Genomic DNA, 25,416 nt, shown 5'->3' with positions numbered 1-25,416 from the left:
TTGGATTTCTCTTTCGGATTCGTTTCACCCTAATCGGACCCCGCTTCCTGAAACTTTGACCAGCAGACATGTACTCACGCCAAGCATGACCTTTTGGAAGAACGAACTGTATGTCGCCTGGACCGAATCCGATTTACATGGCATTCAACAAGTTTATATCAGGAGATTGAAAGACGGCTTCGCCTGGGAACAGATTGGAAGGAGCCTAAACAGGGATCGCTTTTACTCCTCCTCGGCCCCATTTATTGCCACAAACGGGAAAAATCTATTTTTGACGTGGACCGAAAAGAATGACTCCAATATCTCCCAGCTTTACGTCAAGCAGTGGAATGGATCGGAATGGGAAAATTTAGGGGGAGCATTAAATAACAAGCCCGAAAAAGACGCTAGAAGTCCGATGCTTGCCTTTTTAAATGGATTGCCATACCTGACCTGGAATGAAACAGGTGAAAAAGAATGGTCCAAACTTTATATTAAACATTGGAACGGCGAAACCTGGATTCCCGTCGGTGCCGGTTTCGGACTGGAAGCGCAGCACATTACCCAGGCTCCTTTTTTGCTGTTTTCCGGCAATAAAGGACATTTGATCTGGGCAGAATCCGATGAAACGAGAGTCTTCCAAATATATCATGCTGTGCTGGAAGATGGAAAATGGTTAAGATCGCCGTCAGCATTAAATCAAAATCAGAAAATGCAGGCATTCAATCCTTCTCTCGCAATCTTTAAAAATAATCTCTTTGCAATCTTTCAGGAAAGGAGCGCTGACGAGCAATTTACGATCCAGCTCCGCCATTTAACTCCGGAAGGATGGAAATCTGAAAATTCCAGACTGATCCGACTTGGCGGAAAGTCATTCAATCCGGTCCTAGTCCCCGATCATGAAACGCTCCTGATCGCCTGGGAAAATTGGGACCTTCTTGGAATACCCAAAATAGCCGCCCAAACACTGACTCTCGAAGGAGAAAGCAAAATAATCGAACTTCCTCCTGAAAGTTCTCCCGGCGATTTCAGGTTAAATCCCATTCTCATTTCGGATTTCCAGTCCGTATACCTCGGGTGGCGAGAACCTGCAGAAAGCGACCTCTATCGATTTCAGATCAGAAAGCGCCTCCCCTGACCGATGAAGATGAAATTCGGGATAATTCTTATGATTTCTTGGGTCTGCTCCTCTTGCGCTGTCGCTCCATTTAATCCGGTCTTTCCCAATGACCAGCCCGCCCAGTCCGTTGCCCTTGAATACCTTCCCGTGACCCCCGCAGGTTATATTGATTGGGTTATAGCGATTCAAAAAGGTCCCATTCGTCCGAGTGACAGTCTCGATCCGTTGGCGCCACCTATCCCTCCTCTTGATTTGAATATTGTATTTAAAATCGATAAACGATTTCCCCTCAAGGACGTCGTATTTCCTCATTTTCCACACACGCAATGGCTCGACTGTATTAATTGTCATCCTTCCATTTTTATTCCAAGAGCGGGAGCCAATCCGGTTTCGATGCAAAGAATCTTCAAAGGAGAATTTTGCGGCAGGTGCCATGGAAAGGTCGCTTTTCCGCTGTTTGATTGTGGCCGGTGCCACTCCCGAGAGAAAAAGAGTTAAGGATTTAAATTACCCCGGTCATCGTGTATACTCCTTAAGCGCATGACTCAGGGGAATCTTTATATCATTCCAACACCAATCGGAAATCTCGAAGATATGACGCTTCGGGCAATTCGAATTTTAAAGGAAGCGGACGTCGTCGCATGCGAGGACACGCGTCATACGCAAAATCTTCTCTCCCATTTTGAAATCTCAAAAACTTTGACAAGCTATCATGACTTTAATAAGGAAGAAAAGGCCCCTGTACTTGTTAAACTCCTCCTGGAAGGCCGCCAGGTTGCTTTGGTTTCAGACGCCGGAACGCCTACCGTGTCCGACCCGGGATATCTGCTTATTAATCAGGCTATTGCATGCGGGATCAAAGTGATTCCCCTTCCCGGACCTTCTGCGGTCTTGACGGCCCTTTCCGCTTCCGGACTTCCCACAGACGGATTCATTTTCAACGGCTTTTTGCCTCGAAAGAAAGCTGCCAGGCTGAAAATGATGGAAGAACTCAAGGATACGAAAAAGACATTGATTTTTTTTGAATCTCCTCATCGAATTCTTGCTGTTCTGGATGAGTTTCAGATTGCGTTCGGGGACCGAAGAGCTGTTATCGCCCGGGAACTCACCAAAAAATTCGAGGAGTTTATTTACGGAACTCTTTCAGAAATTACTCAGCGGAAATGGCAGGTCAAAGGAGAATTGACGCTTTTGATAGAAGGGAGACAAAAGAAGAAACGTCAAAAAAAAGATAGCCAGGGCACTCTGCGGGAGAACCTTTATGAGGAATAGATTTCGGTTCCTGGTGAGCTCTGCCTTCTTTATTCTCATGTTCTGCCAACCAACAGGGGGAGAAGAAAATAAAATAAATATCGTAACCACGCTCCCTTTTTTAAAAGATTTTGTCGAACAGGTCGGCCAGAACCGGGTTTCTGTTACCACGCTCTTGACCGGAATGGAAAGCGAACATACTTATACACCTAAACCTGGTGATATTCTTGCAATTAAGAATGCCCGCATGATGGTCCAAGTGGGTCTCGGCCTGGAAGTTTGGGTAAAAGGACTCATTGCCAATGCGGAAAATCCGTCACTTGTCCTGATTACCACATCCAACGGAATCCCTTTGATGCGGGATGAAGAAAGAAACCCAGCGAGAGAAGACGCAGATTCCCATGACGGCGGGAACCCCCACATCTGGCTTGATCCGGAAAATGCGAAAATTATGGTCAGAGAAATTACGGAGGATCTGATTAAAATTGATACTGCCCATAAAGATTTTTATTTGAAAAACCAGGGCCTCTATCTCATGAAACTCGATCAGACTGAAATGATCCTTATTTCAGAACTGAAAGGACTCAAGAATAAGACCATCATTACGCAGCACCCGGCCTGGCCCTATTTCGCCAGGCGATTCGGGTTGAAAGTGGCCGGAAACCTTATGACACAAATTGGCGCAGAACCTTCTGCAAAGCAGATTCGAGCACTCATTCAGCTCATTAGAAAGGAAAAGATTCGTGTGATCATTTCTGAGCCCCAACTCAGCAATAAAATTCCCCAGATGATTGCGGTGGAATCAGGTGCCCGTTTGGTGATTCTGTCGCCGTTGACCGGAGCCATTCCGGGAACCGAAACCTATATCTCTCTGATCGAATATAACGTCCACCAGATTATCGCCGCAATCAAAGATTAAAATGCAAACATCTGAAAAATTAGTTAACTCTTCCCTGATACATTTCAAAAATGCTTCGTTTGGATATCATAAAGAATCTGCTCTGATCAATATTTCTCTTGAAATAAAGCCAGGTGAATTCATCGGAATCATTGGTCCAAACGGTTCAGGGAAAACCACTTTCCTGAGGGCCATTCTTGGTTTAATTACCCCTCAGGAGGGAACGCTCCAAATTTTTGATTGTGATTGCGAAAAACTTCAGTGTCACCATCGGGCCAGAATCGGATATGTCCCTCAAAAAGACTCCGTCGACCCCCATTTTCCAATTACGGTATTTGAAACTGTGTTGATGGGGCGCTACAGTTCTATCGGACTATGGAAAAGGCCCGGGGCAAAAGACAGGCAAATTGTCCAGGCGGCACTCGAAAATGTGGCGATGGGAATCTTTCAGGATACGCCGTTGGGTAATCTATCGGGCGGACAGCAAAGACGCGTTTTTATCGCTCGTGCTCTCGCTCAGAATCCTGAAATACTTCTCTTAGACGAACCCACGACAGGCATTGATTCTCCTACTTCTCATTCCATTATCGAATTAATCCGGAAGCTTCACAAAGAACTTCGTCTGACAATTATCTTCGTTACCCATGAAATTAATATGATTTCTCCTTTTATCGACAGGCTAGTTTTATTGAATAAAAATATCATTGCCTGCGGAAAACCGAAAGAAATTCTGGTGAAGGATATTCTGAGCAAAGTCTATGGGAAAGAGGTGATGATTCTCGAAAGAGAACGGGGAGCTTATGTCATCATGGAAGACCACCATGGCTGATTTTCTCCAGTATGAATTCATGCAGAGAGCACTCCTCTCATCGCTGATTATCGGGACGCTCTGCTCCGTTATCGGGGTCTTTGTCATATTAAAGGGGCTCTCTTTCATCGGTGCAGGAACTTCTCACGCCGCTTTCGGGGGTGTTACGCTCGGCTATTTGATGGGGTGGAATCCGTTCCTCCTGGCGATCGTCTTTGGATTGGGGACCGTTTGGACGATCGGAACGCTCTATGACAAAGGGAAATCGGGCCTGGACGTCTCTACGGGTATTTTTTATACCTTGATGATGGCTCTGGCCATTCTCTTTATCGGTCTCATGAAAGAATATAATGCGGAAGTTTACGGGTACCTCTTTGGAAGCATTCTTTCGGTTACCCGCGCAGACCTGGTTATCATCCTATCTCTCGGCAGTGCGGTTTTGCTCCTCGTCTTCTTTTTCTACAAAGAGTTTCATTTTATAACCTTTGATCAGGATATGGCAGAAGCTTCCGGAATTCCCGCTCGAAGATTTTTCTTTCTCCTTCTCACTCTGATTGCCTTAACCATCGTTATTTCATTTAAAGCGGTCGGAGCGCTCCTGGTATTCGCCATGATTATTATACCGGCAGCTTCGGCCTATCAGTTTGCGCACCGGATGAAAACGATGATGATCCTCTCGGTTGCCTTCGGAGTCTCTTCTTCTGTCGGCGGGGTATTGATCTCGTATGGATATGATCTCCCTTCAGGGGCCACCATCGTTCTTTTGGCCGCGTCTCTCTTTTTTATCTCTGTTCTTTTTTCACAAAAAAACAGACGATTTGGTCTATTTAAGTAATACCCGCCCGTTCCTGCTGACCCGTCAGACTTGACAGGGGAATTGCCTGATCTATCATTTAGAAAGAGTACCCCGGGTAAAAAATGATAAATCTGGATCAAAAAAACAGAAATTTCTTTATCAGCCGCCAGCCAATTCTTAATTTAAAGGGCGAAACGGTCGCTTTTGAAATTATCTTTCGTTCCAGCACGCTATCCTCGAAGTCTGAGCTGATGGGAAACGCGCCGTATGCCATGGCACATGGCATAATCAATCTCCTCTCCCAATTCGGACTCGATCAAATTGTAGGAAAACATAAAGGCCTGATCAAGATCGACCACGACCTGTTGATGGGGGATGCGATCGAACTTTTGCCCAAAGAACGGATCGTCCTGGAACTGCCGGAAATTCACTCGGTCACTCCGGAATACATCAACAGGTGTTCTGACCTGAGAGAAGCCGGATTTGAGATGGTTATGGACAGGCATCATTTTAATCCCGGTCTGGAACCGCTGTATCAAATCGTTCACATGACTAAAATACATCCATTCAGGCTGCCCGAAGATCAATTAGTCAGAATGATTCAGAATTTTCGAAAATTTCCGTTAAAGATTTTAGCCGAAAAGGTGGAGTCGAGAGAGGAATATCAAAAGTGTACGGATTGGGGCTTTGACCTTTTTCAGGGCTATTTCTTCGCGAGACCTTCTGTATTGGAAAAGAAACCGATCGATGAAGATGCCGCGGGACTTCTCAAATTAATGCGACTACTTTCAGATGACGCCGAATTGGATCTTATCGAAAAAATATTTCGAGGGAGCTCCAGCCTGACTTACAAGCTCCTTCTCTTGGTCAATTCAGTGGGAATGGGAGTGCGGGAAAAAATACAGACGGTACGGCACGCGATTGCGATCGTCGGAAGACAGCGGCTGAAGCGGTGGGTTCAATTGGCCATGTTTGCCTCTGACGACAGCATGGGGACGGACAATCCGTTAATGGATATGGCCGCAGTTCGTGCTACCTTTATGGAACATCTCGCCAGTCGCCACCCTCAGCTCAGAAACAACCGCGAACATGCCGACCAGGCCTTCATGGTGGGGATGCTCTCCCTTTTTGAGTCTCTCTACAACATCACGCTCGAGGAAATAGTCACCAGCCTGAATCTTTCCGATTCCATACGGGAAGCGCTTTCTCCGGAACGCCAGGGACCAATTGGAAAACTCCTTAAACTGGCAGAGCTCATGGAACAACCTGGCTCCGTACTCATTACGCCTGCTCTTCTTGAAGATTTTGGCTCATCAACGGAAGACATTCTGGCGGCGCAGATGAAGGCCTATAACTGGACCGGTGAGATGTCTCCCGCCCCTGCAGGGAAAATTTAACCAGGGGGATTACGTGAAGCCGCTTCCAATCGTGTCATCTTTGTTAACCCCATTCCAATTTACTTCATTTTCTTAGAAGAAGACCGGATCAGTTTCGCAACTCCTATTTTTGCTCCAATTCGAAATTCAGGGTTAGGTTCCTTCCAGAAGGAACCTCAATGTCCTTTTCTATCGATCCAAATGATTTATGCCAGATGGACAATCTATATTTGCCGGGGTCGAGAGTTTGGAAACGAAACGAGCCATCGAGATCGCTGAGCAGATAATTGGGTGTATCCAGCACCGCGATATACGACTTCATAAAGGAATGAATAACGCACGTCGTTTGAATGAGGCCGAGTTGATTGATTTTTTTGACCAGTTTCCCATGCGGAGGTAATGGTAAAGTATACAGAACCTGGTCTTTATGAGAAAACTTCAATACATGCAAAATGGGATCTGAATTCTCGATGCTTAGACTGTTCTCAACCTGAATCGCAGTCACATAGGGTTCAATATGACATTTTTTGCTTATAAGGTAGATTCTTTTTTCTGTCTCTCCTGATTCCAAGGGGTTCAATTTTTTTTTCAGGCTGATAATGGCATTCTTAACTCCCTTATTTTCAAAATTAACTAATGTTTCCTCTAAATAATTCGATCCGCACACCTCTGAATCAGATTTGATGGCTTCAGATTCAGGCAGAGGAGCCGATCCAAAATACCGGACCTTGCCTGTCAAAGATCCGTTTATATTCGCGCCCCATGAGGCAGTTTCACGTAAACATAAGACAAAAGAAAATGTCCCAAGAAAGAGAAAGACCGTCTTTAAAAACAATGTTTTCATATGGTTTATTTCCGATTATGAAACTTCTGGACAAACAAGTCAAATTCGAATGAAGAATCAAGGAGAAAGCTTGGGTAGAATCGGGGAGACCTTTTTTATTACGTCAGTTCAAACAGACCGGAAACCGGCGCAGGGCGCTGTACTCCCGAATGATATGAATGATGGTCCTATTTCAAATGAGACTGGGACCACCTTTCCAATGCGGCTTTCAGGGCAATCTTGCCCCTGATTTTGGCTGATTTCTTTTCGGCAAAGGCCCGACTCTCTTTCATTTCCCACAATCTTCCGGGCGTCAGGTTGCCAAGTCTTTTTTCTTTCATTTGGCTTAATGCCGATTCATTCTGAGTGATCGCATTGACAATGAAAGCCGCTAATTTATTTATATCTTTTGATTTTTTTGTGGTTCTTCGTTTAAGCATACCAAGACAATGCCACGTTTAGATCTTATTGTCACTCCTTTTCTGACTTCAACTTTCTCCTCCAGTCCATTCAGAATTTTGCATTTCAAAGAAAACTCATCTAAGATGGCCTCAAATGAGGGCCCGTTTATTTAACTGACACGGGTCCAGTCAAAAAATGGAGGTATCTTTCATGACGGTAATAAGTTTATATGACCGAAGAGGACAATTTTTTAAAAAAGTGAAAGTTTATTCCGATCGACCGGATATTATTTTACACGAAGATAAATTCTTTATTTTTGACACGAATCACGTTCAGTATCGTGAGGGATAGTTGGTCATCGCGGACCATTTAGATGAAGGTGTGGGATTCTGTCGTATTCCTGAAGTGGGGAGAAATGACAAGTGTTTGCGATGCGCCGCGGACATTGATCCCGCGTCTGGAATAAGATATTGTAGCGCGCATCAAATCGGGATTTGTGCTGATCATCAACAGGTTGACTGTACCACCTGCGGGTAGAATAAAAAAGTTTGACCGGGCACACCTGATGCGTAATCCTCTGGAATCTAAATGAAAAGTTCTCCACGTGTTTCTGCGTCAACTTGACAAATAAATCCAGTCAGTTATGATTTATAGTGTAATCAAATTCAAATCCGCGGTCCACTATTCATAGACCGAAGTTTCAAATTGAACCTGATTCTTAGTCACAGGAAACCAAACAATGGGACCTGAAAAACGAAAAGAGAACTATCTTATTGGGAGGCAGCCCATTCTCAATATGAAAGATGAGACCGTGGCTTACGAGCTCTATTTTCGTTCTACGGCGGGACCCGCCCAGGTTGAACCCGGAAAAGACATTTCCTACACCGTCGCTAATGGTATTATGAATATCGTCTCCCGATTCGGACTCGATCAGATTTTGGGCGCTTACAAAGGTCTCATTAAGGCGGATATTGAGCTTCTCATGGGAGACGTCGTTGAACTTCTTCCGAAGGAAAGAATTATTCTGGAACTCCCGGGAACGATTTCGGTGACACCGGAATTGCTCCTGCGCTGCAGCACCTTGAAGGAAACAGGATTTGAACTTTCACTGGATGATCATGATTTCAATCCTGCATTCGATCTCCTTTATAAAATTATCCACACCATCAAAGTTCATCCTTTTAGAATGTCGACCGAACAGCTTACACAAGCTGTAAAGCAGTTCCGAACTTATCCGGTAAAACTTCTTGCTGAAAAAGTGGAAACTCGGGAGGAATTTCTCCAGTGCCGGGGCCTCGGCTTCGACCTTTTCCAGGGATACTTCTTTGCCAAACCCTCTGTCATTGAAAAAAAACCAATTGACGAAGCTTCTTCATCGCTATTCAAATTGATGCGTCTCTTATCGGAAGATGCAGAAATGGACGCAATTGAAAAAGTTTTCCGGGGAAGTTCCGTACTGACCTATAAACTCCTTCTATTAGTCAATTCAGTTTCACTGGGTCTTCGCCAGAAAGTAGAAACCGTTCGGCATGCCCTGGCCATTGTCGGCCGACAAAAACTTCAGAGATGGGTTCAACTCGCCCTATTCGCTTCTGACGACAGCAAGGGAATGGAAAACCCTCTCGTCGATATGGCGGCAGTTCGGGCCACTTTCATGGAACAACTTGCCGCTTCGCACCCGCTCCTTCGTGCAAACCGGGACACCATCGACCAGGCGTATATGATCGGCATGCTTTCCCTATTTGAAAGCCAGTATAAGATCACCCTGGATGAAATGGTCACAAGCCTCAATCTTTCTGAAACGATAAAAGAAGCGCTGTCGCCAAAAAGAGGGGGAACTCTCGGTCAGCTTCTAGAGCTCGCCGAGCTCATGGAAAACCCCGGCTCCTGGGTCACAGAAGACCAGCTGACAGAACTACAGCTAAAACAGGAAGATGTTCTTTCCGCGCAGATGAAAGCCTTTAGCTGGTTGGGCGAGATGTCTCCAGCAGGTGCCGCCAAAAGCTGAATTCCCCGTTTCAAAGAGTCGACCCGCTTATTAAGCTCGCTCATCTCTACGGTGCGAAGTCTAATGATATCTGATTGACAAGCGCGTACCATTTATTATAATGAACAAGACTGCAAGTCTGGAGAGAAGCGTCCATTTATGACCAGTGGAAATTACACTTTCAACGATCTGCCCGATATCCTGGAAGGGATTCGCTCCAAAAAGATTACTGGCATTCTCACCATCTATCAGGACAAGGCGATCAAATCTCTTTTTTTTAAGGAGGGAAATTTGATCTACGCCTCATCTTCTGAAAATGACGACCGGTTGGGTGATGTCCTTTTGAAATCCGGCAAGATCACTCAAGAACATTATAAGATTTCTTCAGACCTGATTAAAAAAACCGGAAAAAGGCAAGGATCAATACTTGTTGAAATGGGCGTCATCACGCCGAAAGACCTTTTTGCCGGACTCAAAATCCAGATTAAAGAAATCATTTTAAGTATTTTTCTCTGGGAACCCGGGGGGAAATACGAATTTTTGGAAGGAGAACTTCCCCAAAACATCATCCCCATGCCGATTGACCTTGGCGACATTGTTTCGGGAGTCATCTTGAAACTCGGAGAAGAGGTCTAGGCCGGGGTTTTCGTATTCCTTAATTTCCTGAAATCAATCCAAATATCAAATAACCCAAATAAAGCCACGATAATCCCCAAAAGAGGCCAAATCAAAAGCAGAAAATATGAGAAAAACTGCCAGATCGGTTTAACGCCTCTCCTATTAAAAAAATAAGCGACGAGAGCAAGGCCCTGAAAAAAATAGAGCAACATGAACACGATCAGGAGATTCCCACCCAGGATTTTCGTCTCCCCGAGAGGTAAAAGGAGAAGAACTCCGGAGAAAATAAATCCCCATATCAGATGATCCGTTGCCCGCCAGGAAGAGAGCGGTTTGAATGAAAATCCCTTTTTTTCCATCTTGACGAGAATAAAACGAACTAGAAGATAATTCAGAAAGATCATGAAAATCAATCCCGCAATATAAATGCCGGGGAATAGGTACAAAAACCAGGACGCCAAGTCGTTGAGTGACGCGTTTAATATGTCGATCTTTTCCTTGTCCATCCCGATTCTTTCATAATAATGAACCGTTTCTTTCAAATTTTGAAGGGTGATTTCCTTGAAATAGACAATGGGATTTTCATGAATTCGAAAAGACTGGACTATCCAAAGGCCAATTCCTGAAATAAGCGAAGGGAAAATTCCGGAAAAGACAATCTCCTCAGGAGCACGGTTTCTCCGGAGCATTTCAGCGATGAGTATAGAGGAGACAAGATAGATCAAAACTAGAAACAGGGCTTCGATCCAGCCGGTCAAAGAGAGGAAACCGAGCATCAAAATGACGCTGGCGGCCAGGAAGAGTTTTTTTGAATAGTGAAGGTAGAACAGGACGATCGGGGCAAAAGAGATGAGTCCGACTGCAAATCCGGTCCAGTTCCGGTAATACATTGACGTGCCCAGGAAGAAGACAACTGCGATGATGACGGCGATCTCTATCCAGGGATATTTTTTGCCGTCAGCCACGGTCTTGCTCCCTCCGGTCTGCGAATTTTTAACGTTCTTCCGCGAACGCCAGTAATGCGATATTTCGAGCTCTTTTAATAGAAATCATGAGCTGGCGCTGATGACCAGCGCAGTTTCCAGAAATTCTTCTCGGTATGATTTTTCCTCGTTCTGTGAGAAAGTTTTTTAAGGTGACGAGATCTTTGTAATCAATATATTCAATTTTGTCGCCGCAAAATCGACACATTTTCTTTCTCTGGAAACTCTTCTTCTCGCCTTTGTCCTTCTTGTCCTTGGATTCCTTCATATTTAAACTTTCCTTTCAATTGTCCCCATTTCGCTTAAAACGGAACGTCATTATTATCCATCATGTCATCCGCCATTCCTTCGCCGCCGGAACCGGGTCCTTCCTTCTTGGGAAGGAACTGAACACTTTGAGCCACGACTTCATACTTGCTTCTTTTTTGTCCGTCTTCCGTCTCCCATCGCCTTTCCTGAAGGCGTCCGTCCACAATCACGCCGTTGCCTTTGTGAAGATATTGACCACAGCTCTCTCCCTGTTTACCGAAGACCACAATATCGATAAAGCAAGCATCTTCCTTGGTCTCATCACCCTGCTTATATCGGCGATTTACGGCCATTCGGAAATTTGCAACAGCAGTTCCATTCGGCGTATAGCGGATTTCAGGATCCTTAGTTAAGTTTCCCATTAAAATGATTTTATTAAAACTCGCCATATTAACGATCTCCTTTGAGGATTTTTTACTCGCTGATCGGTTCCAGCGCCTTTTCTCTCTGAGACTCTACCAGTCTTCCCGCTCTTTCCGCCTTGGCAGCTTCAACTTTCAAATTGAGTTTTACGGTAAGAAATTTAATGACGCTATCCTGAATTTTCAAATGATTCTCCAGTTCAGTCACCAGATTACCCGGTCCTTTGATATGTGTCAGCAGATATATTCCCTTCTTCTCCTTTTTCACTTCGTAGGAGAGCTTTTTCTTTCCCCAGTTTTCAATCTTGGTAATTGAACCTCCATTTTTTTCGACCAAACTCCTCACCTTTTCATTGACTCCCGTCACTTCGTCCTCCGTCAATGAGGGCCTGGTAATATAGAGACACTCGTAATCATTTAACATGGTAATCCTCCTTATGGATTTTAAGCCACTTCTCAGTGTGGAAGCAGCAAGGATTGATGACACTGAACTGCCAGATTGCAGTTCAGTTTGGTACGCTATTGTTACACATTAAACCTGAAATAAATGACATCTCCATCCTGAACAATATACTCTTTTCCTTCCAGACGGAGCAGCCCCTTCTCCTTAATCGCCGCTTCGGTCTTATTCAGAATGAGATCCTCGTATCTAAATACTTCGGCACGAATAAATCCTTTTTCAATATCCGAGTGGATCTGGCCTGCCGCCTGTGGAGCACGTGTCCCGTTCAAAATCGTCCAGGCACGACATTCATCTTTTCCCGCCGTAAAAAAGGTGATCAGACTTAAAATATGATACGCCTTCCGGATCAGACGGGCTAATCCCGATTCCTCAAGTCCAAGCTCCGCAAGATACTCTTTCTTCTCCTCAAGGGTGAGGGTCGCAATTTCGGCTTCAATCGCGCCACTGACCACCACAAAATCAGTCTTTTTCTTTGCCGCGATCTCCTTGACCTGCTCCAGCCATCTGTTTCCTGTGCGAATATCCTTTTCCGAAACATTGGCCAGGTAAAGTACAGGTTTCGCCGTTAACAGGTTATATTCCCTTAGCCAGACTTTTTCTTCAGCGGAAAGGTCCGGCATTCGCTCACCGGCTTCCAGGATGCCCTTCAGGCGCTGGAGAAACTCCATCTCCCGAACTGCAGATTTATCCCCTGTTTTCTTCTTTTTTTCGGCTCTATCGATTCTCTTGAGAAGTGCCTCGAGATCCGCAAGCGCAAGCTCCGTTTCGATTATTTCAATGTCATGAATCGGATTGACTTCACCATGAACATGGACGACGTCAGGGTCCTCAAAACACCGAACGACATGAACCAACGCATTGACTTCACGAACATGGGAAAGAAATTTATTTCCCAATCCTTCTCCCTGGCTCGCTCCTTTAACCAATCCGGCAATATCGACAAATTCAACGGTAGCTGGCGTCTCCTTTTTAGGCCGGTAAAGCTCAGAAAGTTTTTGAAGCCTCGTGTCAGGCACGGCCACAATCCCCACATTGGGATCAATGGTACAAAATGGATAGTTTGCAACTTGTGCTTTTGCAGCCGTAAGCGCATTGAATAAGGTCGATTTTCCCACGTTTGGAAGACCGAGAATCCCGCAATTAATTCCCATAATTGAACAAGTGTCTCACTAAGCTCTCGGGATTCCGAGTTATTTCATCAATGGGACGAGAAGCAACGCAACGATATTGATGATTTTGATCATCGGATTAATAGCCGGACCCGCCGTATCTTTATATGGATCACCAACGGTATCGCCAGTCACGGCCGCTTTGTGGGCTTCGCTCCCCTTACCTCCGAAATGGCCCTCTTCAATATATTTTTTTGCGTTATCCCATGCGCCGCCTCCGCTGGTCATCGAAATCGCCACAAAAAGCCCTGTCACAATACTTCCAACCAGAACTCCCCCCAGTGCCTTGGGCCCAAGCCCCAGCCCGACGACAATGGGAATAACCACCGGTATAATGCCAGGGAGGATCATCTCCCGGATTGCCGACTTCGTGACAATGTCCACCGCTTTTCCATAATCCGGCTTGCTTGTGCCCTCCATAATTCCCGGGATCTCTCTAAATTGTCTCCGAACCTCTTCAACAATCTCCCCAGCTGCTCTACCCACCGCTTCCATACTCAAGGCACTGAAAAGATATGGAAGAAGACCTCCGATAAAGAGTCCCACCAGAACAAACGGATCGCTCAGCGTAAAGACGACCACCTTTAAGAGTTTTACGTTCAGATCCTGGGTATAGGAAGAAAACAGGACAACCGCAGCAAGGGCTGCTGAGCCGATGGCGTATCCCTTTGTCACTGCTTTGGTCGTATTGCCTACGGCATCGAGAGGATCGGTCACCGCCGCTCGAACGGATTTATCCATACCGGACATTTCGGCAATACCCCCTGCGTTATCGGTAATAGGCCCATACGCATCCAGGGCCACGATAATACCCGCCATGGAAAGCATCGAGACCGCCGCAATGGCAACACCGTAAATGTCTGCGAAATAATAGGATATCAGGATCCCTGCTCCGATCACCAGAACTGGAAGCGCCGTCGACTTCATACCGACTGCAAGCCCCGCAATAATGTTTGTGCCGTGCCCCGTTTTAGAAGCTTCCGCGATATGCCGAACCGGTGCAAAACTGGTCGAAGTGTAGTATTCCGTAATAACGACCAGAGCCGCGGTCACAATCAGGCCGATCAAAGCTGTGTAATAAAGATTGATCACCGGCGTCGCGCCTACTCCTTCCATCAGAATCTTGGTAACCGGATAAAACGCAGCCGCCGACAGGAGGCCCGCTACAAAAAGTCCTTTATAAAGAGCCCCCATAATATTCTTGCTAGGACCCAGCTTGATGAAAAAAGACCCGATGATCGAGGCCAGGATCGAGACGGCTCCAAGCACGATCGGGTAGAGGAGCGCTTTCGGAGAATTTCCGAAAGTGAGCTGTCCGAGCAGCATGGCCGAAATAATTGTCACGGCGTATGTTTCAAACAGATCGGCTGCCATGCCCGCGCAGTCGCCGACATTATCGCCCACGTTATCGGCGATAACTGCCGGATTTCTAGGATCATCTTCCGGAATTCCCGCTTCCACTTTTCCTACCAGGTCTGCTCCCACATCTGCCGCTTTCGTGTAGATTCCTCCTCCGAGTCTGGCAAATAGACTGATCAAACTGCCTCCAAATCCAAGCCCGATAAGGGGGGTAATTGAAATCGTTGATCCGGACGGAGCCATATAGTAAAGAACCGCGTAATAACCCGCGACGCCTAAAAGTCCGAGTCCGACTACCAGGAGGCCTGTTACCGATCCCCCTTTGACCGCCACTTCGAGTCCACTGGCCAATCCCGACTTGGAGGCTTCGGCTGTCCGGACATTGGCACGAACAGAAATGTTCATCCCGACATAGCCCGCGGTCGCCGATAAAACGGCACCAATAAAGAACCCGACCGCCGTCGTCGCACCAAGAAATATCCATAAAACGGCAAAAAGGACCAGACCGACCATTCCAATCGTCGTATATTGCCGGTTAAGAAAGGCCTGGGCTCCCTCCTGGATCGCATGAGCAATGGCCTGCATCTTTTCTGAGCCTGGACTTTGTTTCATGATCCATTTCGATAGAAAGAATCCATATACAATTGCGGCTATGGCACATAAAAAAGAAAACGCTAAAAATTCCTCTGTTAAATTCATGCCTTAATCTCCACTCCCTATTAACTGATTTAAGATGATTGCGATTTTCTCTGATTAAATAAATTCATCGCTTGTACCGGACCAAAACTTAAAATTTCCTGAACAGCTTTAGTTGAATTGCTGATAACTTCCCCCAATATCTTTTCCTCCTCGTTTGAAAAGGGCTCCAGAACGTAATTGGCAGCATCTTCTTTATCCTGAGGACGCCCTATGCCCACGCGAATTCGCAAGAACTGGTCTGTCTGAAGCGAATCCATAATGGAGGCAAGACCATTATGTCCTCCCGCTCCACCGTTTAATTTAATCCGGATTTGACCAAAGGGGATATCAAGATCATCATGAATGACAATCAATTGAGATGCATCTTCGTGGAAGTAATCTATTAATTGACGGACCACCAAACCGCTCCGATTCATAAAAGTGAGCGGTTTGACCAGAAGCACATTAAAGTTGCAGAGCGCCCCGGAACCTGCTTCGTATAACTTATTCTTGCTATGAATGGGTATCCGGTATTCTTCGGACAAACGACCGACCACTCTGAAACCCACGTTGTGGCGGGTCATCTCGTATTTTCGACCGGGATTGCCCAATCCCACGATAAAATACATGGCTATTTGGCTTTAGGCTCTTTCTTCTCCTCCTCTTTTTTCGGTTTTGCTTCTCCCTTCCCCTCCACAGCAGGCGTCCCTTCTTCTTCCTTCTTCTTTCCAACCAGTTCAGGTTCTTTCACCTCTTTCGGTGTTGCCTCAAGAAGGGCAGAAAGTTTTTCTTCAGACATTGGAGCCGAAATGGAGACGACCACCTGTCTTCCTTCGGACAACATTTTTATTCCTTCTACCAGCGGGATTTCATCAACATGGACCGCCTGACCGATAGCCAGAGAAGAAACATCAAATTTAAGGTGGTCTGGAATGGCCAGAGGAAGACCTTCGATTTCCACCTCCCGGATCAGATGTTGAAGGACACCCCCCTCTTTGACACCCAAAGGCGAACCGGTCATTTCCAGCGGAACATTCACGCGAATCGGCTTATCGATCGAAATCTCAAACAGGTCGACATGGAGAACGGCCCCCGTCAAAGGATCTTTTTGAAAATCCCTGAAGATAGCCAATCGATCGCTTTGGCCTGACTCTCCTTCAAATTTCATATTCAGCATCGTATTTTCGCCGCTTTTGGAATGAACGATTTTATGAACATCGAGAGGATTCAGCGTGATTCCGGTTGCTTTTCCGCCTCCGTACAGGACAGCCGGAATCAATCCTTTTGCCCTCAGCTGACGAGCCGGACCTTTTCCGCTAGCATCTCTTTTTTTAACCAATAAATCTACCTTTTGCATGATTCTCCCTTTCTATAAATACAACATTTTCCTAAAAAACCTGATCCTTGAGGCTCTCCTTGGCCTAAACAAATAGTGAACTGACTGATTCTTCAATATGAATTCTTTTTATTGCTTCGCCAAGCAACGGGGCTACCGAAAGGACCTTTATTTTCTTACATTCCTCGTTTTTGTGGTTGAGTCGAATGGTGTTCGTGACGACAATCTGGTCGATGGGAGACTCGATCAATCTTTTGATGGCCGGACCTGATAATACGCCGTGGGTACATCCCGCAATAATTCTCTTGGCCCCGGCCTCCCGAACTGCTTTTGCTCCTTCCGCAATGGTTCCAGCGGTATCAATCATATCGTCTACCATCAAAACGTCCTTATTTCTCACATCTCCGATCAAGTTCATTACGGTCGCATGGTTTGGGCCTTCCCGCCTTTTGTCGATGATCCCCAGCCCAGCCTGCAATCTTTTTGCATAGGCTCTGGCCCTTTCAACTCCGCCAGCGTCAGGAGAAACAACCACGATGTCTTTCATCCCTTCCGTTTTGAAATAGTCCAGTAACACCGGCGTCGCATAAAGGTTATCCACCGGGATATTAAAAAAACCCTGGATCTGTCCCGCATGAAGATCCATAGTCAATACCCGGTTTGCACCCGCCGTAGCGATCAGGTCCGAAATCAACTTTGCCGTAATCGGCACTCGCGGCTGATCCTTACGGTCCTGGCGCGCATAACCAAAATAGGGAATCACCGCGGTGATTCGTCCTGCCGACGCCCTCTTCAACGCGTCGATCATAATTAACATTTCCATCAGATGGCGGTCCGCGGGATCCGAAGTGGACTGAATGACGAAAATATCCATTCCCCTGACATTTTCGTCAAGTCGAACCTGAACCTCGCCATCGCTAAACTGGGATACTTTCGCCTTTCCAAGAGAGATCGAAAGATATTCACAAATTTCCTTCACCAGCGGAATATTTGCGTTACCGGTAAAAACTTTCATTTCCATAGGGCGACTTAATATCCTTTAAATCCGGTTGAAAGGCTATTTAAACAGACTCAAACAATGTAGCTGGGGCGCCAGGATTCGAACCTGGGCATGCGAGATCCAAAATCTCGTGACTTACCGCTTGTCGACGCCCCAATTTAATTTTTTTTATTCGCCTCGTCCTGAATGCGGTTCTGCAATGCGCTAAATCGTACGGACGAGCTGAACAAAATGATCGGGAAACGCTTTTTTCAGGGATTCCTCGGCCGCTTTGGCTTTTTTTTCGCTTTGATAAACGCCGTAAAGCGTGGACCCGCTGCCGCTCATCAAGACTTTATCGGCACCCTGTTCAAATAAACATTCTTTGATCACTTTAAAAACGGGGAATCGGTCGAACAAAACCGATTCAAAATCGTTTTCAAGGTGGTTCCAGTAAGATCGGTCATTCAAGGTTTGAAAACTTGAGATTGTATTATTATTGCCATTTATTGTCAATTTATTTTTCTGCTCTGAATGGGCCTGATCCCATAGGGAATAAGCCTCGCGCGTCCCAATTGCAAAACCAGGAAAGATCAGCAGAATCCAGAGATTCGGACTGAAAGAAGCGGGTTGAACCTTTTCACCCCGTCCACGGACCCAGGCCGTTGAAACCTGATGACAGAAGAAAGGAATATCGCTGCCGAGGGACTCTCCCATTTTCGCAAGATCTTCGGTCGTGTACCCCAATTTCCACTCCTTATTCATTTCAAGGAGGGTCGTCGCTGCATTGCTGCTTCCCCCTCCCAGCCCGGCTCCCATAGGGATGTTCTTCTGAATCTTTACCCTCAAGCCTCTGTTTTTATTTGATTTATTACACAGGAGTTCAACTGCTTGGAAAATGAGATTAGTTCGATCCAGAGGAAGAAGGGCACAAGCTGATTCAAGCACGATTCGATCACCTTCTGGCTCAAACGATAACTCGTCCCATAAATCGATTCGTTGAAAAAGTGAAAAAAGAGTGTGGTAGCCATCTTTTCTTCGATCAAGGATTTTTAATATTAAATTGATTTTGGCATAAGATCTTTTTGTCATGCTAGCCGGTATATTACCGTTTTCGGAATTTAAAGGGAATGGAAAAAGGAATTGGTAGCCATGCTCAGCCGAGTTTGGCCTAGACATTACAGGATGACTTCTATAAAATATTTCATCTCAATCAAGGGAACGATGCCGATCAAAGTCTCCGCGCTAAGCGATATAGGAAAAGTCAGAAAAGGGAACGAAGATTCCTGGGGGGCATTTCCCGATACCTCCCTGTATATTGTGGCCGATGGAATGGGTGGCCATAAAGCAGGGGATATTGCCAGCAAACTGGCTGTAGAAACCATTTATCAGGTTCTTCGTGAAAGAAAACAACTCCAGGAAGTACAATTTGAACAGATTTCCCACTATTTAAACGAATCCATTCAAAAGGCAAATTTTAAAATTTTTTCGGAAGGAAAGAAGAACCCTGGACAGTCCGGAATGGGAACTACGGTCGTCGCCACCTGGATCCATGCGGATCATGCATCAATCGCCTACGTGGGTGACAGCAGAGCCTATCTCTTCAGAAAAAACAATTTAAGGCAGGTGACATCAGATCACACGTTAGTCAACGACTACCTGGCCAAGGGATTATTGCAAGAGAGCGAAATTGAACATCATCCCCTCCGTCACGTTCTCAGCAGAGCGGTCGGCCCACAGGAGCAGGTCGAAGTGGATTTCCTCAATCTCCCGCTTCTTCAAGGTGATGTTTTGCTTCTTTGTACCGACGGCCTTTCCAATATGCTTACCAAAGATAAAATAGAAGAAATCTTGAACGGCCCGGAAGATCTTGAATCAAAAAATAAACGACTGATTCAACAGGCCAACGATTCAGGCGGTTCCGATAATGTAACCGCCATGCTGATTGAGGTCATCTAACAGTTCAGGGGTGTGAATGAAAAATATCATGGCTGTCGGTCTGCTGATTCTCCTCCTTTTCTTCTCCGGAGATCTGATTTCCCTCTACGTCGATTCTCTCTGGTATTCGGAAATCCATTTTGAACAGGTCTTTTCAACAACCATTCTGACCGAATTAAAGCTGGGCACAGGACTTGCGGTTCTTTTTTTTCTAATGACCTACGTTAATCTCCTGTGGGTCTACCGATTCAAAACCAACCGGACCTTGGGCATGTGGCAACAACAACTCAATGTTCCTTTGTATCATGTTTTGAAAAACTTTTTTCACCGCGTCATCTTGCTGGTTTCTGGCATTGGAGCATTTTTAGCCGGGATGCAGGGGTCTGGAGAATGGAAGGGATTTCTTCTCTTTACTCATCCCACGGCATTTGGCAAAACAGATCCGCTTCTGGGAATGGATTATGGCTTTTATGTTTTTAAGCTTCCATTTCTAATCTTCCTGCAGCACTGGCTTTTCGGGACTCTGGTCATTACCCTCATTTTTGTCCTCCTCTTTTATATTTTTAAAGAAGGGATACGAATTAACCCGCAAGGTTTCTCAATTGACCAGCAACCGGTTCAACATCTTTCTCTTCTGGGAGCTCTGTTTTTCCTGGTCATGGCCTGGGGCTATCAAATTGATATCTATAACCTCCTCTATTCAAAAAGAGGCATGATATTTGGGGCAGTCTATTCAGACGTACACGCCTTGCTGCCCGTTTTAAAGTTCTTGATCTCTCTTGCCGTCCTGGCCAGCCTCCTGATGATTGTGAGCAGTTTCAGGAAAGGATACACGCTCCCGGTATTCATAATCGGCATCATGGTCCTCGTTCACTTTGTCGGGGAAAATCTTTATCCGGAGTTCGTTCAGCGATTCAAAGTCGCACCCAATGAGTTTATGCTCGAAAAACCCTATATTGAAAATAATATCGAGAGCACCCGTTTTGCCTATAACCTGAACAAGATCGAGGTCAGAGACTTTCCTGTTGAGGAGAATTTATCGGCCCCTGTTTTGAATCGTAATGAGTCCACTCTAAAAAATGTACGGCTCTGGGATCACGCTCCCCTTGCAGTAACCTACCGCCAGTTACAGCAGATCCGGCCTTACTATGATTTTCTTGATGTCGATAACGACCGATACTGGATCAACGGAGAATATCGCCAGGTCACCCTTTCCCCGCGTGAACTCACCTACAAGAATCTCCCCATTCGAAACTGGATTAATGAACATTTGACTTTTACCCATGGTTACGGAGTCTCACTGGGTCCGGTCAACCGGATCTCTAAAGAAGGTTTACCCGAATTTTTTATCAAGGATATCCCTCCTTCTTCCAGCCTTTCTTTGAAAATTACCCGGCCCGAAATTTATTACGGCGAGATTCCCAATGAATATATCTTCGTACGAACCAAAGCCAAGGAGTTTGATTATCCTTCCGGAGATTCAAACATTTACACGACTTATCAAGGAACGGGCGGAGTCCCGCTGGAAACATTCGGAAAGAAATTAATTTTCTCGGCCTATTTCGGAAGCTTAAAGATTATTCTGTCCAATGACCTGACCTCCGACTCCCGAATTATCTTTTTCCGGAATATCCAGGAGAGAGTTTCCAAACTGATCCCCTTTATATTGCTGGACCAGGATGCTTATATGGTTATTTCTGATCAAGGCCGGCTGATCTGGATGTTGGACGGGTACACCACCTCTTCCATGGTCCCCTACTCCCAGCCCGTTTCAGGTTTTGGCAACTATATTCGCAATTCTTTAAAAGTCGCTGTCGATGCCTATGATGGAACGATTCGCCTTTTCATTTCCGATCCGGACGATCCGATCATTCAATCTTACGCAAAGATCTACCCCGGGCTATTTCTGCCGCTGTCTGATATGCCTTCCGATTTACGGAGTCATATCCGGTATCCGGTGGACATGTTTAATCTTCAGACGTACCTCTATTCCACCTACCATATGAAAGATTCTCAGACTTTTTATAACAAAGAAGACCTCTTCAATATTCCCCGGAAGGGTGATAAATCCATGGAACCCTATTACACAATCATGAAACTCCCGAATGAAAATAAAGAGGAGTTTGTGCTCCTGAATTCATTCACTCCGTCCAAGAGGGATAATATGATTGCCTGGATCGCCGCAAGATCCGACGAGCCTCATTATGGAAAACTCGTGATGTATACCTTTCCAAAGCAGAAGCTGGTTTATGGCCCGAGACAGGTTGAAGCCCGAATCGATCAGGATGCATTTATTTCACAGCAATTGTCACTCTGGAATCAGCGGGGATCCCAGGTTATCCGGGGAAGCCTCCTGGTCATACCTATCGAAGACTCGCTCTTGTATATCGAACCGCTTTATCTGGCAGCGGAAGCAGGCTCTCTTCCAGAACTAAGAAGGGTCATCGTTGCATACGGAAACAAGCTGGTCATGGAGGAGAATCTGGAAACCGCCTTACAGAGTCTTTTTGGTGGAAAGAAGCTCACTGATCTTCCCTCTGCGACTCTGGAAACCAGTCCTAAAGGAGCGACACTCTCCCTGGCCAAAACAGCTCTTGAGCAATATCAAAGAGCCCAAACTTATCTCAAAGAAGGCAACTGGACTAAATACGGAGAATCTATCCATCAACTGGAAGAAACCTTACATCAGCTGGCACGATAGACAAGAATGAATTGATTTCAGAACGAAGGAGAATTTAAATATTGCGAACGCTACTCATTATCGATGACGAAGCCACCATCAGGGAATCGCTCAGAGTTACTTTGAAGGATCGATTCGGGCTTCAGATGGCCCCGGGTGGAGAAGAAGGATTAAAACTACTCACTCAAGAAGAGATCGATCTGGTTCTTCTCGATCTCTCCATGCCCCAGATGAACGGCATTGAAGTGTTAAAGAGCATCCGGCTGTTGAAACCCCTCCTCCCCGTCATTATGCTGACCGGAACCGCTATGGTCAAATCTGCCGTCGAAGCGATGAAGGCGGGAGCCACCGATTATCTGACCAAACCCTTCGATCCGGAGGAACTCGTATTGGTCATTGGAAATGTCCTCTCTAAAACCTCATTGGAAAAAGAGGTCCTGCGGCTTCACCAGGAAATTGACACCCTGTATAACTTCGAGCATCTGGTCGGAATCAGCCAGGTCATGAATGAAATTTATGAAAAGATTGAATTATTGGCAGATACCAAAACAACTGTGCTGATCACAGGAGAGAGCGGTACCGGAAAAGAGCTTGTAGCCCGGGCGCTTCACTATAACAGCAACCGGAAGAACAGACCCTTTGTCGCAATCAACTGCGCGGCAATACCTGAAACTTTGATCGAGAGCGAACTCTTCGGTCATGAACGGGGCGCATTTACCGACGCCCAGGGGAAAAGAATCGGTCAGTTTGAGGCGGCTCATGAGGGCACACTGTTTCTCGATGAAATCGGCGACCTGAGTCTGACCACACAGGCCAAAATTCTCCGCGTAATCCAGGAGAGAGAATTTATGAGAGTGGGAGGAAGTCAAACTATCAAATCAGATGTCCGACTGATTACCGCAACGAATAAGAACCTGGAAGAGGCGGTCAAAAAAGGGACGTTCCGAAGCGACCTCTATTATCGGATCAATGTCGTTCCGCTCTACCTCCCTTCATTGAGAGAGCGCAAAGAAGATATTGGCCTCCTGGTTAAACATTTTCTGAGAAAAAAAGCGACCGAAGAAAATAAGCCCGTGAAGGAACTCACCCCGGAAGCGCTCAGCCTTCTTATTCAATATGATTGGCCGGGAAATGTCCGGGAATTGGAAAATGTCATCTCCAGAATATTTACTCTCTCTTCGGGAATCACCATATCCGTCGAAGATATTCCGGCGAGCTACCGCTCCGCCTCCAGGAACTCTTCCAGTCCGGATGATTCTGCTGGCAGAGAGGTTGATTTTGAATCCACCGTAAAGGAATTCGAAAAAAATCTGATTCTGAAAGCCCTGAAAAAAAACCACTACGTCCAAACTCGCGCCGCCCAATCACTCGGGATCAGCCGACGAATGCTTGCCTATAAACTCCAGATTCTGGGGATCTCCATTGATGAAATTGCGTCAACAGAGAAATAAGCCTATTGATTCCGGGATTGATTTGTCCCACCCTTTCGAAAATCATTAATCTTTAATTAACAACCCAATTTCTCACGCAGGGAACTTTGTGGATCAATCAATTGTCTAAACCTCTAAATGCTGATCCGGAATGGCCATTGGTTCAAAGTATTCAGGACGGCCAGGTCGAATGTTTTGAAGAATTGATCAAAAATCATGAAAAAGCGGTTTTTAACTTCTTGTTGAGGTATCTGGGAAATTATCACGACGCCGAAGACGTCGCACAGGAAGTCTTTCTGGCCGCCTACCGTTCGATTTTCCATTTCAGAGGTGAATCAAGATTCTCGACCTGGCTCTTTCGAATCGCTGTCAACCGGGCAAAAAATAAGAAGAAAAGCCTTATTTTATCAATTCAAAGAAATCGTCCGATTGATCCGGTAGAAAATGATTCGAGTCATCCACCCGTGCTGCAGTTTCAAAATCCAGGTCCCGACCCAGAGATGCAACAAAATCAAAAAGAGATTCAGAGGATTGTTCAGAAAGAGATTCACCTGTTGAAACCGGAAGAGAGAGCCATCATATTGTTAAACGATTTCGAAGAGCGATCCTATGAGGAGATCTCGATGATTCTCGACATTCCCATCGGCACTGTAAAATCGCGTCTGCACCGCGCACGGATGGGGTTAAAGAAACGTTTAACCCCCTATATTAATAAACATTGCGGAGAGGGGAGATGAACTGCCAGGAAGTCAAAGATAAATTGTCATATTATCTGGATTCGGTTTTTCCCGATGACGAGAAAACCGCGATTCGACAACACCTTGCCAGTTGTACCGTATGCCGGGAGGAGCTGGAGACCCTTTTAAAAGTGATTGGTGCGGTTAAAAATCTTCGGAAAGTCGATGTTCCGGCCGGTTTCTCTGGACGAGTGATGGCTCGTGTCAAAGAGGAAGAGAAAAAGAAAATCCGGTTCGAAAAGAGTTTGTCCTTTTTCGGATTCAGGGAAATGGCCTATGGTCTTGTCGTCCTTCTGTTTGGAGGGATACTTTACGCTATTTTCCATCTGGAAAAAAACAGACCCGTTCAACTCTCTCAATTGGCACCGGCTGTTGTACAGGAAGCCACAAAGGCTCCCGTGAGGTTAAGTAAAGATAAGATGAATCAATCTGCACCGGAAACCGATCTCGTTGCTCCGGTCCCGTCACCCCAGGTTTCTGTTAAAACCCCAAAAGCAGCTATGCCGTTATCCGAGAAATCCGCTCCGGCGGTCGAGTTGGACAAATCCGAACCGATGCAATCATTAAATCGGCCCTCTTTAAGGGCAAAAAGCAAAGAGGCTCTCCTGTCCAAACTTGATGAAAATAGTGTGAAGAGTGAAAAAGAGTCAGATACAGCGAAAGAAGAAACCCTTCAAGTAAAATCTTTAGCCGACGCTCCCACTCTTCCCGCTCTCCCGTCTCCCAGTTCTTCCGCCGGTGGAGCTCCCTTAACCACAGGACTCGCCGCTTCGAACAAAATAACGGGATTAGAAATCATGAAAAAGAAGTCTGAAGCCTACATGGCGAACGACCAGATGTCCACCGTGACGCTCCATCTTTTTACCAAAGAAGGGGACGAGAAGCAGATTAAGACAAAACGGTATTGGAAGAATTTCGCCGGAAAAGACGGGATG

General features: G+C 45.8%; 26 protein-coding genes and 1 tRNA gene. 14 read left to right on the top strand and 13 right to left on the bottom strand.

Annotated features, from left to right (window positions below; all coding sequences use genetic code 11):
• Nucleotides 1-55: 55 nt before the first annotated feature.
• The 7 genes from HY200_05830 (at nt 56) to HY200_05800 (ending at nt 6,249) form a co-directional block, all read left to right on the top strand.
• Nucleotides 56-1,117, top strand: coding sequence for a hypothetical protein (locus HY200_05830; GenBank protein MBI3594461.1), 1,062 nt, complete (start codon nt 56-58; stop codon nt 1,115-1,117).
• A gap of 30 nt (nt 1,118-1,147) precedes the next feature.
• On the top strand, nt 1,148-1,597 hold the full coding sequence (locus HY200_05825; protein ID MBI3594460.1) for a hypothetical protein: 450 nt from the start codon (nt 1,148-1,150) through the stop codon (nt 1,595-1,597).
• Nucleotides 1,598-1,639: 42 nt separating this feature from the next.
• Entirely contained in the window at nt 1,640-2,371 is a 732-nt protein-coding gene (gene rsmI / locus HY200_05820; GenBank protein MBI3594459.1) for a 16S rRNA (cytidine(1402)-2'-O)-methyltransferase, read from the top strand.
• Nucleotides 2,361-3,269, top strand: coding sequence for a zinc ABC transporter substrate-binding protein (locus HY200_05815; protein ID MBI3594458.1), 909 nt, complete (start codon nt 2,361-2,363; stop codon nt 3,267-3,269). Before rsmI ends, HY200_05815 begins: the two co-directional genes overlap by 11 nt.
• Nucleotide 3,270: 1 nt before the next feature.
• Nucleotides 3,271-4,077, top strand: coding sequence for a metal ABC transporter ATP-binding protein (locus HY200_05810; GenBank protein ID MBI3594457.1), 807 nt, complete (start codon nt 3,271-3,273; stop codon nt 4,075-4,077).
• Nucleotides 4,070-4,891 (top strand): metal ABC transporter permease, encoded by an 822-nt coding sequence (locus HY200_05805; GenBank protein MBI3594456.1) that lies wholly within the window; start codon nt 4,070-4,072, stop codon nt 4,889-4,891. Before HY200_05810 ends, HY200_05805 begins: the two co-directional genes overlap by 8 nt.
• 83 nt (nt 4,892-4,974) lie before the next feature.
• The gene (locus tag HY200_05800) at nt 4,975-6,249 is read left to right on the top strand and encodes an EAL domain-containing protein (GenBank protein ID MBI3594455.1); all 1,275 of its coding nucleotides are present in this window, start codon (nt 4,975-4,977) and stop codon (nt 6,247-6,249) included.
• 103 nt (nt 6,250-6,352) lie between these two features.
• On the opposite strand, the gene HY200_05795 is transcribed toward HY200_05800, so the two are convergent.
• Complete coding sequence (locus HY200_05795) at nt 6,353-7,072, bottom strand: carboxypeptidase regulatory-like domain-containing protein (protein ID MBI3594454.1); 720 nt, start codon at nt 7,070-7,072, stop codon at nt 6,353-6,355.
• A 167-nt stretch (nt 7,073-7,239) separates the two neighbouring features.
• On the bottom strand, nt 7,240-7,491 hold the full coding sequence (locus HY200_05790) for a hypothetical protein (protein ID MBI3594453.1): 252 nt from the start codon (nt 7,489-7,491) through the stop codon (nt 7,240-7,242).
• A 701-nt stretch (nt 7,492-8,192) separates the two neighbouring features.
• Between HY200_05790 and HY200_05785 the strand changes: the two genes are divergently transcribed.
• Together HY200_05785 and HY200_05780 are read left to right on the top strand one after the other, a co-directional pair.
• Nucleotides 8,193-9,461: an HDOD domain-containing protein gene (locus HY200_05785; protein ID MBI3594452.1), complete on the top strand. Its 1,269-nt coding sequence runs from the start codon at nt 8,193-8,195 to the stop codon at nt 9,459-9,461.
• 138 nt (nt 9,462-9,599) lie between these two features.
• Complete coding sequence (locus HY200_05780) at nt 9,600-10,076, top strand: DUF4388 domain-containing protein (GenBank protein ID MBI3594451.1); 477 nt, start codon at nt 9,600-9,602, stop codon at nt 10,074-10,076.
• Here the strand turns inward: HY200_05780 and HY200_05775 are convergent.
• The 11 genes from HY200_05775 to ispE all read right to left on the bottom strand — a co-directional run bounded on the left by HY200_05775 (nt 10,073) and on the right by ispE (nt 18,788).
• The gene (locus HY200_05775) at nt 10,073-11,023 is read right to left on the bottom strand and encodes a DUF2232 domain-containing protein (protein ID MBI3594450.1); all 951 of its coding nucleotides are present in this window, start codon (nt 11,021-11,023) and stop codon (nt 10,073-10,075) included. The genes HY200_05780 and HY200_05775 overlap by 4 nt on opposite strands.
• A gap of 28 nt (nt 11,024-11,051) precedes the next feature.
• Complete coding sequence (locus tag HY200_05770) at nt 11,052-11,309, bottom strand: 30S ribosomal protein S18 (protein ID MBI3594449.1); 258 nt, start codon at nt 11,307-11,309, stop codon at nt 11,052-11,054.
• A 34-nt stretch (nt 11,310-11,343) separates the two neighbouring features.
• Entirely contained in the window at nt 11,344-11,739 is a 396-nt protein-coding gene (locus HY200_05765) for a single-stranded DNA-binding protein (protein ID MBI3594448.1), read from the bottom strand.
• A 25-nt stretch (nt 11,740-11,764) separates the two neighbouring features.
• A complete protein-coding gene (rpsF, locus tag HY200_05760; protein MBI3594447.1) occupies nt 11,765-12,136 on the bottom strand; it encodes a 30S ribosomal protein S6 in 372 nt (123 codons plus the stop codon).
• A gap of 101 nt (nt 12,137-12,237) precedes the next feature.
• Nucleotides 12,238-13,326 carry a redox-regulated ATPase YchF gene (gene ychF / locus HY200_05755; GenBank protein MBI3594446.1) on the bottom strand — a complete coding sequence of 363 codons (1,089 nt, stop codon included), beginning with the start codon at nt 13,324-13,326 and terminating at the stop codon, nt 12,238-12,240.
• Between the two features lie 39 nt (nt 13,327-13,365).
• Entirely contained in the window at nt 13,366-15,402 is a 2,037-nt protein-coding gene (locus tag HY200_05750) for a sodium-translocating pyrophosphatase (protein MBI3594445.1), read from the bottom strand.
• Nucleotides 15,403-15,431: 29 nt separating this feature from the next.
• Entirely contained in the window at nt 15,432-16,010 is a 579-nt protein-coding gene (locus HY200_05745; protein ID MBI3594444.1) for an aminoacyl-tRNA hydrolase, read from the bottom strand.
• A gap of 2 nt (nt 16,011-16,012) precedes the next feature.
• Nucleotides 16,013-16,738, bottom strand: a complete 726-nt coding sequence (locus HY200_05740; protein MBI3594443.1) for a 50S ribosomal protein L25 — start codon at nt 16,736-16,738, stop codon at nt 16,013-16,015.
• Nucleotides 16,739-16,802: 64 nt separating this feature from the next.
• The gene (locus HY200_05735) at nt 16,803-17,738 is read right to left on the bottom strand and encodes a ribose-phosphate pyrophosphokinase (GenBank protein ID MBI3594442.1); all 936 of its coding nucleotides are present in this window, start codon (nt 17,736-17,738) and stop codon (nt 16,803-16,805) included.
• 63 nt (nt 17,739-17,801) lie between these two features.
• Nucleotides 17,802-17,873 (bottom strand) — tRNA-Gln (locus HY200_05730).
• A gap of 48 nt (nt 17,874-17,921) precedes the next feature.
• Nucleotides 17,922-18,788, bottom strand: a complete 867-nt coding sequence (gene ispE / locus HY200_05725; GenBank protein MBI3594441.1) for a 4-(cytidine 5'-diphospho)-2-C-methyl-D-erythritol kinase — start codon at nt 18,786-18,788, stop codon at nt 17,922-17,924.
• Between the two features lie 132 nt (nt 18,789-18,920).
• Between ispE and HY200_05720 the strand changes: the two genes are divergently transcribed.
• The 5 genes from HY200_05720 to HY200_05700 all read left to right on the top strand — a co-directional run.
• On the top strand, nt 18,921-19,655 hold the full coding sequence (locus HY200_05720; GenBank protein ID MBI3594440.1) for a Stp1/IreP family PP2C-type Ser/Thr phosphatase: 735 nt from the start codon (nt 18,921-18,923) through the stop codon (nt 19,653-19,655).
• A 16-nt stretch (nt 19,656-19,671) separates the two neighbouring features.
• Nucleotides 19,672-22,335 carry a UPF0182 family protein gene (locus HY200_05715; GenBank protein MBI3594439.1) on the top strand — a complete coding sequence of 888 codons (2,664 nt, stop codon included), beginning with the start codon at nt 19,672-19,674 and terminating at the stop codon, nt 22,333-22,335.
• Nucleotides 22,336-22,373: 38 nt separating this feature from the next.
• Nucleotides 22,374-23,765, top strand: coding sequence for a sigma-54-dependent Fis family transcriptional regulator (locus HY200_05710; GenBank protein ID MBI3594438.1), 1,392 nt, complete (start codon nt 22,374-22,376; stop codon nt 23,763-23,765).
• A gap of 101 nt (nt 23,766-23,866) precedes the next feature.
• Nucleotides 23,867-24,481 (top strand): sigma-70 family RNA polymerase sigma factor, encoded by a 615-nt coding sequence (locus HY200_05705; GenBank protein ID MBI3594437.1) that lies wholly within the window; start codon nt 23,867-23,869, stop codon nt 24,479-24,481.
• On the top strand, nt 24,478-25,416 hold a 939-nt coding region (locus HY200_05700; protein ID MBI3594436.1), incomplete at its 3' end, for a zf-HC2 domain-containing protein. The genes HY200_05705 and HY200_05700, both read left to right, overlap by 4 nt.

It is taken from the genome of Nitrospirota bacterium, from assembly GCA_016194305.1.
GTDB lineage: Bacteria > Nitrospirota > Nitrospiria > JACQBW01 > JACQBW01 > JACQBW01.
The sequence above is the reverse complement of the archived record's forward strand: the minus strand, read 5'-3'. Positions and strand labels throughout refer to the sequence as shown.